A 13,115-nucleotide genomic window follows, 5' to 3' on the forward strand; every position below is an offset into this window, starting at 1 on the left:
TTAACAAGCACATTCTCGCCGAGCGTGTATGTGCTGGCAGCATCATAGGGTCTGCGGGATCGCGATCACGACAAGTTGAGGGCGCCGCGGCGGCGCGGTCCCACGACAATATGGTCAAATTTCGGTCCGCGAGGCAGCACGAAGGCGCGCGCCGACCGGCGGCGGCAATCAGACGATCCGCACGATGATGTCGGAATGCCCGGCACGGATCACGTCGCCGTCGGCCAGTTGCCAGTCCTGCACGGTAGCGCCGTTGACCGAGGTCCCGTTGGTGGATCCGAGGTCGCCGAGCATGGCGACCTGGCCGTCCCAGCGGATCTCGAAGTGGCGGCGTGAGACGCCGGTATCGGGTAGCCGGAAGTGTGCGTCCTGGCCGCGCCCGACCACGTTGCTGCCCTCACGTAGCTGATACATCCGTCCGCTGCCGTCGTCGAGTTGCAGCGTCGCGGTGTAGACCGAGGAATAGCCGCCGCGGTCGTACCCGCGGCTGTAGTTGTAGTCGCGGCGCTCGTACCCGGCGTTGTAGCCGGGATAGGCGTAACCGGGCTGCTGCGAATAGGCGTCTCCGCCGTACCCGGCGCCCGGCTGCGCGGGTGGTGCGTAGGAGCCGTCGTAGCGCGGATCCTGGTACGACGGCTCGGGCACCTGGCCCCGGTCGCGATAGCCCTCCTCGCCCTGTTCGTGCTCGGGGTAGCCGTGGTCGCTGTAGCCGTGATCGGCGTATCCGGGCTCGTAGCGCTGGCCGGATTGCTGCGGATCGTTGCCGTAGCGCTCCTCGGGGTTGCCGCCCTGGCGCTGCGGCGGCGGGTACCCGCGCTCGCGGTAGGCGTCCTCGTAGCCCCGCGGCTCATAAGGTTCCTGGCCGCGGTCGTCGTAGCTGCCCTCGTAGGCGCGGTCCTGGTACGGCTCGGCGCCGTAGCCGGGCTGGGGTGGGTAGCCGCCGCGCGGTGCGTAGCGGTCGTCCGGGTAGCCACGACCGCCCTGATCGCCGCGGTCGGAGAAACTGCGGTCGGAGAAGCTGCCCGGGCCGCGGCCACGGTCGTCGGAACCGGGCGCGGGCTGGTCACCCTGCTGTTGTGGTGCTCCACCTGGGTAGCCGCCGCGGGACGCGCCATCTGCTGTCCCCGAGGCCCGGTAGGCGCCGTTGCGCTGGGCGCCCGCTTCGGCGGCCGCGTACCCGCGCTTGGCGTCGTCCGGTTCCCCGGCGGCACCGCCGGGATCGTGGCCGGGGTTTTGCGTCATGTGGCCTGCTCCTGGTTGGGGGAAATTCGGATGGGGATCCGGACCTCGGGTCGGCCGTTCCCGCGAACGCGAGCCGGCGTCGGGGTCGACGCGGCCGTGCGCACGAAATTGACCGGTGTGCAGATTAGGTGACGCCTCGAACTCGACGCGCACGTCTCCGTAGGTTTGCCAGCCCTGCTCCCGAATGTAGGAGTCGAGGTACGTGGAGAAGGTGCGCACCGCGAGGTCGTGATCGGCGGCCAGGCGCTCGTGGTCCGAGGAGTTGATCGAGATGACGTAACTGTTGGGCGCGAGCCGGTGCCCACCGTCGAGTGCGCGCACCCGATCGGCGGCCTCACGCTCGAGCGCGCTCTCCACCTCTTGCGGCAACACGCTCCCGCCGAACACCCGGGCGAACGCATCGCCGACAGCGCTCTGGAGTTTGCGCTCGAACCGCGAAACAATCCCCACCGCTGCCTCCTTCCGACGACTCCCGCGCCCTTCGCGCTTTTTGCCCCCGACGCCCAGCGTGTCAACCCGTGCCGGACGTACCCTGCATGATATCCAGCATTACCCACACCGGTAACACTCGTACCGTGCCGTTGACCACTTTCCGCACTGGTGCATATGACCTGCGCCCCAGGTCAGCCCCCCGTTTTCGGGGTTGAAACGGTTGCGTGATAGTGTTCCGGTTCGTTGCTCGGGCGAGTGGCGGAATGGCAGACGCGCTGGCTTCAGGTGCCAGTGTCCTTCGGGACGTGGGGGTTCAAGTCCCCCTTCGCCCACAAAATATGAGTGATTCGGTTCGAATCGCTGACGAGGTCGGGCCGCAGATTGGCGGCTCGGCCCTTTCTTTGTCCAATGCTTGCGCGGTTCCACGTCACCGGCGGTGCGCGAGTAAGTGCACCGAGGGGAAGCGGTGAATGCCGCCGGGACGACTCACCAACCGCCAGTTCTCGACGAAGCCACAAGCGTCCAGCACCCGATGGAGTTCGTCGGGATGCCATCGCCAGGCCGGAGCCACGGCGTGGTCGAACTCGAGCGCCGATCCCGGTTCGTCGCTCGACTGCGTGGCGATCAGAACGGGTGCTTCCCGCGGCAGGCGGGCGGCCCAGGCGTGCAGGACGGCTTCCACCCCGGCGGGGTCGATGTGGATGAGGCTGAAGCGGGCGAGGATGGCGCTGATCGGCTCGGTGATCAGCGTCAGGGTTGCGTCATCGTCCACGAAGGTCTGTTCGGGGTGAGCCTCGCGCGCGAAGTGGAGCATCCCCGGACTGGGGTCGCAGCCGAGTGTGCGTAATCCGCGCCGGTACAGATCTGCGGTGACGTGTCCGATGCCGCAGCCGACGTCCACGACCACGCCTGGTGCGTTGGCTTGGTGGACCTGCTCCGCGAAGATCGCGACTGCGTGCCGCTCGAACGGTGCCTGGTACGGATCGGGGAACCGTTGCGCGTATTCGTCGGCGAACGCGTCGTAACCCGGTTGCGTCATGCGAACAACTTTGCTCCCATCGGCCGCGCCGACTCGCCCTTTGACAGATCCCCTCTGGGAAGGTGGGATTCGAGCGTGAACGACGTGTCCGCGGTCCCGGAAACCCTCGCCGAATACATGCGCGCTCAGAGCCAGGAGATGAGTCCCGTCCGCCAGGGCGACGAGCGGGTGATCGCCTCGCTCCTGCTTCCCGCCGACTGGGTCCAGATCGGAACCGAAATTGCTCCCGACGCCTACTTGATCGTCGCCGACCCCGCGAGCGCCGAGAACGGCTTCGCACCAAATGCCGTGGTGCTGATAACAAGAGCGGCGTTCTTCGGGAACCTCGACATGGCGTTGAGCATGGCGTTCCAGGATGCCTCTCAGCTCCCGTCGTGGACGACCCTGAGCGAGGAACGGGGTCTGCATCAGGGTCATCGCTCGGCGTGCATCCGCGGAACCTACCGCCTGCAAGAGCACTCATTGTTCACCGAGAACCGCTATGTTCTTGCGACACAGGACCACTGGGTCTACCTGGTTCAGGCGACGTACACGACGACCACCCGGATCGGTCCGCCGGCCGAGTCGATCGTCGACACCCTGCACATCGACCTGATCGGCCGGTCGTAGCGGAACCGCACGCTCGCACTACGCATACCCGGCAAGTCTGTGCATACTGAGCCCGGGTCGCGGACCCGTCCTCGAAAGGTCTGGCGATGATGCGCTCAATGCCCCGCCACCGCGCGTTCGTGCTGCCCGCTGCCGCGCTCGCCGCCCTCACGTTCCCGCTCGGGGCCTGCTCCGCCGATTCCGATGACGCGGACTCCGAAGCCGCGGCCACCGATGCACCGAACCCGGGCCTCGCGCTGAATGGCACCTACGCGTCGAAGTGGGTGAGCACGAACGGAAAGCCGGTCGCCGCGGAAAACCCTGCGACGTGGACGATCCGCACCGACTGCGACGATGCGACCGGTCCCTGCATCAGTGTTGTCTCCGCGAAATCGCCCAACGAGACGGCGTCGATGGTCTTCGACTACCGCGACGGTGAGTGGTCGACGGTGCAAGCCTCGACCGGTTCGTCGTGCACCGACCCGACCACCGGTGCACCACTCGGCGAGAACCAGCCCTATTGGGTGCGGATGACGATTGTGCCGGACGAGGCAGCCGGTGACGGGGCATTCACCGCGACGAACACAGTGGTGATCGGCGGCGTGTGTACCAACTCCTCCGAGGGCGTTCAATCGCTGCGCCGGATCGGGGACGCGGACCCCGCGATCACGTTGCCCGACGCCGACACCATCGCACCGGCGTTGGCGGAGTACCCGGGCGCGGCACTGGACGGAAAATACCGGCTCGAGCTGACCGACGCCGACCTACCGGGCATGCAGGACGCGGCGCAGGAGAGCGCCGACGTCACGTTCGATTCGTTCTGCACCCGCGACGGCGTGACCTGCAAGGCGCTGCGTACGTCCGTCGAGCCCCGCAAGGTGTTGCTCTACGACTACGTCGACGGCCACTGGGTGACGGAGATGACGACCCGCGCGGTCAGTTGCTCGGGCAGGGATCCGGCTGCCGCGCAGCGCGGGGACGTCGTGATGCGCAGCGACCTCACCCGTACGGACAGCGGTTCCGGCCCGGTGCAGACCCTGGCCGGCGTGTGGACGCAAACCCGATCGGGTGACTGCCCCAGCACGACGCAATGGAACATCGCCGGCACCCGAACCGGCGACTGAACATTTCGCTCAGCCGTGCCCGGGGTACCGCAGAAAGACGGTCTCGTCTTCGCCCTGCAGGTGGATGTCGAAGCGCAGGCCCTCCGCATCTCGTTGCGCGATGAGCGTGTCTCGCCGGTCCGCGGGAAGTGATTGCAGCAGTGGTTCTTTCACGATATTCGGCCCGGGGACGTATGCTCGAGTGAACAGCCGATTGAGCAGGCCTCGGCCGAAGACGGTCACGAGGATGTACGCCGCCTTGCCGGGTTCGGTGGCGCCCGGTTCTACGGTAGTGAAGCTGAAATCGCCTGCATTATCGGTGGATACGCGCCCCCAGCCGGTGAAGGTCCACCCATCCCGGCGGAGCGATCCGGCGGCGCGGGAGACCACGCCGGTGGCGTCGGCCTGCCAGATCTCCAGCATCGCGTCGGGAACGGGCATGCCGTCGCCGTCGGTCACGGTGCCGTGGAAACGGATCGAACCGGGGGACTGCGCCGGCACGAGTTCGTTGCCGCCCGGGTAGGGCAGCGCGTATCCGTAGAACGGGCCGATGGTCTGTCCCGGTGTGGCGGCAATGAGGCTCATCGCGGCTCTCCTTCGGCATTCTCGAACGTGGTGCGGTCCGATCCGGTGAGCACGATGTCCCAGCGGTAGCCGGTGCACCATTCGTGCGTGGTCACGTCGTGGTCGTAGCTGGCGACGAGGCGATCGCGGGCCTTTTGGTCGGTGATCGACTGGTAGATCGGATCCAGCGCGAAGAGTGGGTCACCGGGGAAGTACATCTGCGTGATCATCCGCTGCGTGAATTCGGTTCCGAACAAGGAGAAGTGGATGTGCGCCGGCCGCCAGGCATTGTGGTGGTTCTTCCACGGGTAGGGCCCCGGCTTGATGGTGGTGAACTTGTACCAGCCGTCGTCGTCGGTCAGGCAGCGCCCGACTCCGGTGAAGTTGGGATCGAGCGGTGCGGGATGCTGATCGCGCTTGTGCACATAGCGCCCGGCTGCGTTGGCCTGCCAGATCTCGACGAGCTGGCTGCGCACCGGACGTCCCTCGCCGTCGACGATGCGCCCGGTCACCAGCGCGCGCTCGCCGATCGGTTCGCCGTTGTGCTGGATCGTGAGATCGGATTCCAGCTTGTCCACGTCCCGCGCACCGAACACCGGCGACCAGAGTTCGAGGGTCTCCGGGTCCGCGTGCTGCAGCTCCCTGGTGGGATGACGCAGCAGGCTGCTGCGATACGGGGCGTAGTCGAGACGGGGTTGCGTCTCCTCGATTCCCGCCTGCTGGTACGCGGACTCGATGGCGGCGATCTCTTTGGTGATGCCGGCCTGGCTCGCCGACGCGCTGTCCGGGTCGGTGTTCAGGATGCGAGTCATGTCAGTACTCCGATTGCTTCAGTGCCCGATTGCTTCAGTGTCCGAGGGGGATCTGGTGCTAAGCGGGGATCGGTCCTACCGGAGGACGAGCTCTTTTGGGGACACAGCGTCGGTGCGCGTGCCGAGCTGCGCGGTAGGCACGTCCTTGGTCTCCCGCGCGGTGAGCGCGGCGGCCGCGGCGATGAGGCAGATGACGGCGGTGAAGATGCTGATGACGGTCCAGCCGCCCTCCCGGACGCCGCCGAGTGCGGTCACGATCGACGGCGCGAAACCGGCCATCAGGAAGCCGAGCTGGGTGCCGATTGCCATGCCGGAGAAGCGGACCCGGGTGGAGAACATCTCGCCGTAGAACGAGGGCCACACCGCGTTGGCTGCCGCGTAGCCGAACGAGAAGGTGGCGACGGCGAGCGCGAACGTGATCAGGTGGTTCCCCTGGCTCATGGAGATCATGTAGAAGGGCATCAACGCCGCCGAGGACAGCGCGCCGTAGATGAACACCGGCTTGCGGCCGATCCGGTCGGCGAGCTTGCCGAAGAACGGCTGGGTGAGCAGGGCGCCGACATTCGCGACGACCACGAGCCATAGCGTGAGGTCCGCGTCGAGGCCCACCTTCTTGCCGTAGGCGAGCGCGAGGTTGGCGAAAACCGTTGAGACGACGGCGATGAACGCGCAGAGGATCACGCGCAGCACGTCGCGCCAATGATCGCGCATGAGCGGGACGAGCGGCATCTTCGCGATCTCGCCGGCTTCCTTGGCCTGGGTGAATTCCGGGGTCTCGTGCAGCTGACGGCGAATGAAGTAGGCGACGACCACAACCACGGCGGACAGCCAGAACGGCACCCGCCAGCCCCAGCTGTACTTCGCCTCATCGGGCAGCGCCATGAACGGAATCATGATGAGCGAGGCCAGGATCAATCCGCCCTGGGTTCCGGTCAACGTCCAGGAGGTGAAGAAGGAACGTTGATGGTCGGGGGAGTGTTCGAGGGTCAGTGAACTCGCGCCGGCCTGTTCGCCGGCCGCGGACAGGCCCTGCATCAGCCGGCACAGGACCAGCAGCACGGGAGCCAGCCAGCCGATCCTGTCGTAGCTGGGCAGGCAGCCGACCAGGAACGTCGAGAGACCCATGAGCACGAGGGTGAACATCAGTACTCGTTGGCGTCCGACGCGGTCACCGAAGTGACCGAGGATGACCGCCCCGATCGGTCGGGCGATGTAGGCGAACCCGAAGGTCGCGAACGACATGACCAGCGCCGCGTCGTCGTCGGAGGGAAAGAACACGTGCGGGAAGATGAGCGCCGCGGCCGCGCCGAACAGGAAGAAGTCGTAGTACTCCACGGCGCTGCCCATGAAGCTGGCCAGCGCCGCTCGGCGTGGCGTGCGTTCTCCAGGCGCCTGCGGGTGTGGTCGGGAAGTGGTGGTCATGTCGGGGCTCCTAGGTATGGATTCTCGTGGCTGCGACAGGGTTCAGGAAGGGATTGCGACGAGTCGGCGGAAATGACGCGACATGCGCTCCGCGTCCGGGGTGATGCCGGTGATCAGGGCGAAGGCGTCGACGGCCTGATGGACGGCCATGTGGCCGCCGTCGAGCGTCCGGCACCCGGCTGCGCGCGCGGCCTGCAACAGCGCGGTGTCGAGCGGGCGGTAGACGATGTCGGCCACCCAGGGCTTGTGGTCGCTCCGCAGGCTCCGCTCCGGGCGTGGGTGCAGCAGCGCCGGATCGAACGCGATGCCGGGGTGCTCGGCCATGCCCATCGGCGTCGCGTGCACGACGCCGTCGGCGGCGGGGAGCAGCACCGACAACTTGTCGAACGACGAGGCATCGACGTGGGCGAGCAGGTGGCGCTCGGCCAGTGCGGCAGCAAGCTGCGTGGCCCGGTCGACGTCGACATCGACGACGGTGAGATGTCCGACGCCCAGCCGCAGCAGTGCGTCCGCGACGGCGGTGCCGGCGCCGCCGGCACCGACCAGCACGACGTCGTCGACGGGTGCATCGGGCAGGCCTTCGACGAATCCGTGCGCGAACCCGGTGGTGTCGGTGTTGTGGCCGACGGTGCCGTCGGGAGTGAAGCGCACGGTGTTGACCGCGCCGAGGGCGGCGGCGGCCGGATCGATCCGGTCGAGGTGCGCGAGCGCGATCTGCTTGCACGGGTGGGTGATGTTCACCGCGTCGAAGCCGAGCGTGCGCACCCAGTCGAGGACCTCACCGATGCGGTTCGGCGCGATCTGCAGCGTGTCCAGATCGATGGTCCGGTACACGTAGTCGAGGCCCTGTGCCCGGCCCTCGGCCATGTGCAGGGCCGGGGTGAGCGATGGGCCGACGCCGGTGCCGATCAAACCGACGAGGTAACCGTTCGGACGCTGCGTCATGTGCCACTCTCCGTAATGTACGAACTAGTACGTTCGCAAAATTAGAGCACTGTGTTCCGCGTCGCGTCAAGAGAAAAGTGTGAGGGGAATCTCGGAGAGTTCGCTGGTCGGACGACCGAGTCGGAGAGCGTCGAGTTCTGCTCAGGCGTTGCTGGTGAGCCAGCCGACGACGACGTCGCCGATCATTCTGCGCAGGTGAGCGCGCTGTGACGTTTCGGTGAGGTCGACGTCGAAGAGGTAGCCGAAGGTGAACTTGTTGGCGACCTGGAACACGCAATAGGAGCTGATCAGGAGGTGCACATCCAAGGCGACGACGTCGTTGCGGAACACACCGGCCGCGCGGCCGTCGCGCAGTATCTCGTCGAGCAGCGATGTCGCCGGCGCCGACAGCTGTGGCAGGTCGGCCAGCTTGCGGATGAATTCGCCGCGGTGAATGTTCTCGATCGAGACCAGGCGGATGAACGCGTCGTGGGCGATGTGATGGTCGAAGGTGACCTCGGCGAGGCGCCGGATCGCCTCCACGGGATCGCGATGATCGACCTTCAAGCGCTGTTCGGCCTCGCGGATGCCGCGGTAGGCCTGCTCCAGAACGGCCAGGTAGAGGCCCTCTTTACCGCCGAAGTAGTAGTAGATCATGCGCTTGGTGGTGCGGGTGCGCTCGGCGATCTCGTCCACTCGGGCGCCCGAGTACCCGGACTCGGCGAACACCTCGGTGGCGACCGTCAGCAACTCGGCCCGGGTGCGTTCGGCATCGCGCTGGAGTTCGGCTTTCGGCTTTGCGGCCACGGCGGATGAGCTTACTGCGAGCGGGGCCGGGCGTTGTCGAGGCCTTGTTCGACAATTAACCAATTGGTACATTTGTGTGATGGAAGCCTCGATCGCGACCGTCTCGCTGTCCGGATCACTCGTCGAGAAGTTGCATGCGTGCGCGGCGGCGGGATTCGACGGAGTCGAGATCTTCGAACCGGACCTGATCGCGAGCGACCATTCGCCGGAAGAGATCCGTGCGCTGGCCGGTCGGCTCGGCCTGAAGCTGTACCTCTACCAACCGCTGCGCGATCTCGAGGGTGTGGACGAGCAGACCTTCGCCGACAACCTGCGGCGCGCCGGCGCGACCTTCGCCACCGCGCAGCGGCTCGGCATCGACCTGGTCCTGGTGTGCAGCAACGTCGCCACGGCGACTATCGACTCCGACGAGGTATCGGCCGATCAGCTGCGCCGCATCGGCGACTTGGCCACGGAGTACGGCATCCGCATCGCCTTCGAGGCGCTGGCGTGGGGGCGTTTCGTCGACGACTATCGGCGCGCCTGGCGCATCGTCGAACTCGCGGACCACCCCGCGGTCGGGGTCTGCCTGGACAGCTTCCACGTTCTCTCGCGCGGCCACGATCCGGCCGGGATCGAGCAGATTCCGGCCGACAAGATCCTCTTCCTGCAACTCGCCGACGCACCCGCATTGAGCATGGACGTGTTGTCGTGGAGTCGGCACCATCGCCTGTTCCCCGGTGAAGGGGCCTTCGACCTTGCGGGGTTCGTCCGGCACGTGATCGCCGCCGGATACGACGGCCCGTTGTCGCTCGAGGTCTTCAACGACACCTTCCGGCAGACCGACCCCGGTCCCACCGCGGTGCACGCGTTGCGATCGTTGCTGTGGCTACAGGACGAACTGCAGCTCATCCCGATGACCGAGGCGAAGCCGCCCAACGGGTTCGATTTCGTCGAGATCAAAGCCGAGGACACGAGCGAGGTGGAGGTGCTGCTCGGACAGCTCGGTTTCACCCCGCGCGGCCGACATCGCAGCAAGCCGGTGTCGTTGTGGAGTGCCGGATCGGCGCGAGTGGTCCTCAATGAGCAGCAGGCGCGTGACCAACTGCCGCATGTCGCCGCGGTCGGACTGCGGGTGCCCGACGCCGACGCGACCTCGCGTCGCGCGGCGGAACTGATGGCGCCGGTCGCTTATCGACGGACCTACGCCACCGAGCAATCCTTCGGTGCGGCGATCGCCCCCGACGGGACCGAGCTCTTCTGGGTCACCGATCCGCCGACCGGGACGCCGGCCTGGGTCGGCGAGTTCCGTGACGGCCTGCCCGAGGGGCCGAGCGCCGTGCAGGGCATCGACCACGTCAACCTGTCCCAGCCGTGGCAGACCGCCGACGACGCCGTCCTCTTCCTCACCAGTGTCTTCGGCCTGACTGCGGATGCTCCCGGCCAGCTGCCGGGTCCCACCGGGCTGATCCGCAGTCAGGTCATTCGTACCGCCGACGGTGCCGTACGAATTCCGCTCAACGTCGCACCGCAGGTCCTCGCGGCGGCGCAGCTGCCGCAGCACGTCGCATTCGGGTGCAGTGACGTGATCGGACTGGCCCGCGCAGCGCGCGCCGCCGGACTCGCGTTTCTCGATGTCCCCGACAACTACTACGACTATCTGGCCGGGCGTTTCGGCCTCGACGCGACCTTGGTCGGCGAGCTGCGCGACCTCAGCCTGCTCTACGACCGGGGCCCCGGCCGCGATGGCGGGTACTTCGTGCATTTCTATACCCGCACGGTCGGTGGGGTGTTTTTCGAGTTCCTGCAGCGATTCGACGGCTACGACGGCTACGGCGTCGACAATGCGCCGGTCCGGCTCGCCGCGCAGCGGCCGAGGGTGCGGGCCTAAACCCCCAGGGTATCGGTCACCTGACCAGTTCGAGGGTCCACCGCATTGCCACGGCGGAGCCTCACTTCGCCTACGGGTGCGGCACAATGTCGAACTCGAGAGACTGGTAAAACATTCTGTCAGGTATGGTGACCGAAGCCACAACTTCGGCGGGTGTTGCTTGCCGATCGACCTGGGGAGGACAAGCGTGGGCGTCGAGGTCAGCACCCATCACGTGACGAAGCGATTCGGTTCGCAGACGATTTGGCAGGACGTGTCGTTGACGTTGCCTTCGGGTGAGGTGTCGGCGTTGCTGGGTCCGTCGGGTACGGGTAAGTCGGTGTTTTTGAAGTCGTTGATCGGTTTGCTGCGCCCGGAAGAGGGCTCGATCATGATCGACGGCACCGATATCACGACGTGTTCGCACAAGGAGCTTTACGAGATCCGCAAGCTGTTCGGTGTGCTGTTTCAGGATGGCGCGTTGTTCGGGTCGATGGATTTGTATGACAACGTGGCGTTCCCGTTGCGTGAGCATACGAAGAAGTCGGAGTCCGATATCCGCAAGGTCGTGATGGAGAAGCTCGAGCTGACGGGTTTGTTGGGGGCGGAGAACAAGCTGCCGGGTGAGATTTCCGGTGGTATGCGTAAGCGGGCGGGGTTGGCGCGGTCGTTGGTGTTGGATCCGCAGATCATTCTGGTCGATGAGCCGGACTCGGGTCTGGATCCGGTGCGTACGGCGTATTTGTCGCAGTTGTTGATCGATATCAATGCGCAGATCGACGCGACGATTCTGATCGTGACGCACAACATCAACTTGGCGCGGACGGTGCCCGACAACATCGGGATGTTGTTTCGTCGGCAGTTGGTGATGTTCGGTCCGCGTGAGGTGTTGTTGACCAGCGAGGAGCCGGTGGTCAAGCAGTTCATCAATGGTCGGCGGTTGGGGCCGATCGGGATGAGCGAGGAGAAGGACGAGTCGCAGATGGCCGAGGAGCAGGCCATGGCGGATGCGGGTCATCATCATGGTGGCGCGGAAGAGGTCACGGGGATCATTCCGCAGATCAAGGCGACGCCGGGGATGCCCGAGCGTAAGGCTGTGGGCCGGCGCCGGGAGCGGGTCCGCCAGATTCTGAACAACCTGCCGCCGGAGGCACAGGCCGCCATCCAGGACAGCCTCGACAATCCCGACGAGTACGACGATTACTACGACGACGAGTCGGATACCGACAACCGGTCCTACGACGAGCAGAATTACGACGGCCAGGAATACCACCAGGACCAGAACTACCGGGGGCAGAACTACACGAGCGCCGGCTAGCGGCGCCCGCACCCACCACGACACCCTCGAACCGCGCCCGGGTGCCCGCTACGGTGGGCACATGCGGGTCGTGACGTGGAATGTGAACTCGGTCAAGCAGCGGCTGCCTCGGCTGCTGCCCTGGCTGGACGAACGCAGTCCGGACGTGGTGTGCCTGCAGGAACTCAAGGTCGGCACCGAGGCCTTCGCGGACCTGCTCGGTGATCAGCTGGCCGAGCGGGGCTACGAGTTCGCCGCCAATGGCGAGCCGCAATGGAACGGCGTCGCGATCCTCTCGAAAGTCGGACTGACCGACGTGGTGACCGGGCTGCCCGGCGCCCCCGGCTTTCCGCATGTCGAGGCGCGCGCCGTGTCGGCCACCTGTGGCGGTGTCCGGGTGCACTCGCTGTACGTGCCGAACGGTCGAGTGCCGGACTCCGAGCATTACCAGTACAAGCTCGAATGGCTGGCGAAGTTGCGCGCGAACGTCGCAGCCGGGCCGCCCGAGGTCCTGGTCTGCGGTGACATGAACATCGCCCCCACCGATGCGGACGTGTTCGATCCCGACGCGTATGTCGGTCAGACCCACGTCACCCCGGCGGAGCGTGCCGCGCTAGCCGAACTGCAGGACATCGGCCTGCACGATGTGGTCCGCGACCGCTGGCCGAACGAGCGGGTGTTCAGCTACTGGGATTACCGCGCCGGGATGTTCCACAAGAACCTCGGTATGCGCATCGACCTCGTGCTCGCCGGTGCACCGGTCGCCGAGCGGGTGCGGGCCGCGTGGATCGATCGGCAGGCGCGCAAGGGCACCGGGCCGAGCGACCACGCACCGGTGATGGTGGATCTCGACGAGGCACCAGACGGTGATATCGGGCCGATGGTGCCGCCGCCGTCGGCCAAGCCGGCACCGCGTGGTCGAACGAAATTGCCGCAGTCACGGTAAGGCATCGAAACCTCCCGCCCGCGCGCCGAAACTGTCAGACTCTCGCTGTCTTGGTTTGAGCTCACGTGTCCCAGAGTCGGGAGGCACTCG

12 protein-coding genes and 1 tRNA gene are annotated in these 13,115 nt (G+C 66.4%); 6 read left to right on the forward strand and 7 right to left on the reverse strand.

The window, feature by feature from the left end:
- Window positions 1-168 precede the first annotated feature (168 nt).
- Window positions 169-1,692: an FhaA domain-containing protein gene (locus OG921_RS17920; RefSeq protein WP_266113846.1), complete on the reverse strand. Its 1,524-nt coding sequence runs from the start codon at window positions 1,690-1,692 to the stop codon at window positions 169-171.
- 231 nt (window positions 1,693-1,923) lie between these two features.
- Between OG921_RS17920 and OG921_RS17925 the strand changes: the two genes are divergently transcribed.
- Window positions 1,924-2,006: transfer RNA gene (locus OG921_RS17925), tRNA-Leu, on the forward strand.
- A gap of 95 nt (window positions 2,007-2,101) precedes the next feature.
- On the opposite strand, the gene OG921_RS17930 is transcribed toward OG921_RS17925, so the two are convergent.
- Window positions 2,102-2,713, reverse strand: coding sequence for a class I SAM-dependent methyltransferase (locus OG921_RS17930; protein WP_266113847.1), 612 nt, complete (start codon window positions 2,711-2,713; stop codon window positions 2,102-2,104).
- 75 nt (window positions 2,714-2,788) lie between these two features.
- Between OG921_RS17930 and OG921_RS17935 the strand changes: the two genes are divergently transcribed.
- Both OG921_RS17935 and OG921_RS17940 read left to right on the forward strand, forming a co-directional pair.
- Window positions 2,789-3,322 (forward strand): LpqN/LpqT family lipoprotein, encoded by a 534-nt coding sequence (locus tag OG921_RS17935; RefSeq protein WP_266113848.1) that lies wholly within the window; start codon window positions 2,789-2,791, stop codon window positions 3,320-3,322.
- A gap of 98 nt (window positions 3,323-3,420) precedes the next feature.
- Window positions 3,421-4,425: a hypothetical protein gene (locus tag OG921_RS17940; protein WP_266113849.1), complete on the forward strand. Its 1,005-nt coding sequence runs from the start codon at window positions 3,421-3,423 to the stop codon at window positions 4,423-4,425.
- A gap of 9 nt (window positions 4,426-4,434) precedes the next feature.
- Here OG921_RS17940 and pcaG read toward each other — a convergent pair whose 3' ends face one another.
- The 5 genes from pcaG to OG921_RS17965 all read right to left on the reverse strand — a co-directional run bounded on the left by pcaG (window position 4,435) and on the right by OG921_RS17965 (window position 8,933).
- Complete coding sequence (gene pcaG, locus OG921_RS17945) at window positions 4,435-4,989, reverse strand: protocatechuate 3,4-dioxygenase subunit alpha (protein ID WP_266113851.1); 555 nt, start codon at window positions 4,987-4,989, stop codon at window positions 4,435-4,437.
- Window positions 4,986-5,780, reverse strand: coding sequence for a protocatechuate 3,4-dioxygenase subunit beta (gene pcaH, locus OG921_RS17950; RefSeq protein WP_266113852.1), 795 nt, complete (start codon window positions 5,778-5,780; stop codon window positions 4,986-4,988). The genes pcaG and pcaH overlap by 4 nt, the downstream gene beginning before the upstream one ends.
- A 75-nt stretch (window positions 5,781-5,855) precedes the next feature.
- Window positions 5,856-7,202 carry an MFS transporter gene (locus OG921_RS17955; RefSeq protein ID WP_266113853.1) on the reverse strand — a complete coding sequence of 449 codons (1,347 nt, stop codon included), beginning with the start codon at window positions 7,200-7,202 and terminating at the stop codon, window positions 5,856-5,858.
- A 42-nt stretch (window positions 7,203-7,244) separates the two neighbouring features.
- Window positions 7,245-8,147, reverse strand: coding sequence for a shikimate dehydrogenase (locus OG921_RS17960; RefSeq protein ID WP_266113854.1), 903 nt, complete (start codon window positions 8,145-8,147; stop codon window positions 7,245-7,247).
- 141 nt (window positions 8,148-8,288) lie between these two features.
- Window positions 8,289-8,933 carry a TetR/AcrR family transcriptional regulator gene (locus OG921_RS17965; protein ID WP_266113855.1) on the reverse strand — a complete coding sequence of 215 codons (645 nt, stop codon included), beginning with the start codon at window positions 8,931-8,933 and terminating at the stop codon, window positions 8,289-8,291.
- 79 nt (window positions 8,934-9,012) lie between these two features.
- Between OG921_RS17965 and OG921_RS17970 the strand changes: the two genes are divergently transcribed.
- The 3 genes from OG921_RS17970 (at window position 9,013) to OG921_RS17980 (ending at window position 13,025) form a co-directional block, all read left to right on the forward strand.
- Window positions 9,013-10,803 carry a sugar phosphate isomerase/epimerase and 4-hydroxyphenylpyruvate domain-containing protein gene (locus tag OG921_RS17970; RefSeq protein WP_266113856.1) on the forward strand — a complete coding sequence of 597 codons (1,791 nt, stop codon included), beginning with the start codon at window positions 9,013-9,015 and terminating at the stop codon, window positions 10,801-10,803.
- 187 nt (window positions 10,804-10,990) lie between these two features.
- Entirely contained in the window at window positions 10,991-12,100 is a 1,110-nt protein-coding gene (locus OG921_RS17975) for an ABC transporter ATP-binding protein (protein ID WP_266113857.1), read from the forward strand.
- 61 nt (window positions 12,101-12,161) lie between these two features.
- Entirely contained in the window at window positions 12,162-13,025 is an 864-nt protein-coding gene (locus OG921_RS17980) for an exodeoxyribonuclease III (protein WP_266113858.1), read from the forward strand.
- Window positions 13,026-13,115 lie beyond the last annotated feature (90 nt).

This window comes from Aldersonia sp. NBC_00410 (assembly GCF_026342035.1).
Lineage (GTDB): Bacteria > Actinomycetota > Actinomycetes > Mycobacteriales > Mycobacteriaceae > Aldersonia.

What these genes read in the sequence shown, in the direction of transcription:
- OG921_RS17930 (WP_266113847.1), bottom strand. Translation starts at nt 2,713, where the DNA reads ATGACGCAACCGGGTTACGACGCGTTCGCCGACGAATACGCGCAACGG.
- OG921_RS17940 (WP_266113849.1), top strand. Translation starts at nt 3,421, where the DNA reads ATGCCCCGCCACCGCGCGTTCGTGCTGCCCGCTGCCGCGCTCGCCGCC.
- pcaG (WP_266113851.1), bottom strand. Translation starts at nt 4,989, where the DNA reads ATGAGCCTCATTGCCGCCACACCGGGACAGACCATCGGCCCGTTCTAC.
- pcaH (WP_266113852.1), bottom strand. Translation starts at nt 5,780, where the DNA reads ATGACTCGCATCCTGAACACCGACCCGGACAGCGCGTCGGCGAGCCAG.
- OG921_RS17955 (WP_266113853.1), bottom strand. Translation starts at nt 7,202, where the DNA reads ATGACCACCACTTCCCGACCACACCCGCAGGCGCCTGGAGAACGCACG.
- OG921_RS17960 (WP_266113854.1), bottom strand. Translation starts at nt 8,147, where the DNA reads ATGACGCAGCGTCCGAACGGTTACCTCGTCGGTTTGATCGGCACCGGC.
- OG921_RS17970 (WP_266113856.1), top strand. Translation starts at nt 9,013, where the DNA reads ATGGAAGCCTCGATCGCGACCGTCTCGCTGTCCGGATCACTCGTCGAG.
- OG921_RS17980 (WP_266113858.1), top strand. Translation starts at nt 12,162, where the DNA reads ATGCGGGTCGTGACGTGGAATGTGAACTCGGTCAAGCAGCGGCTGCCT.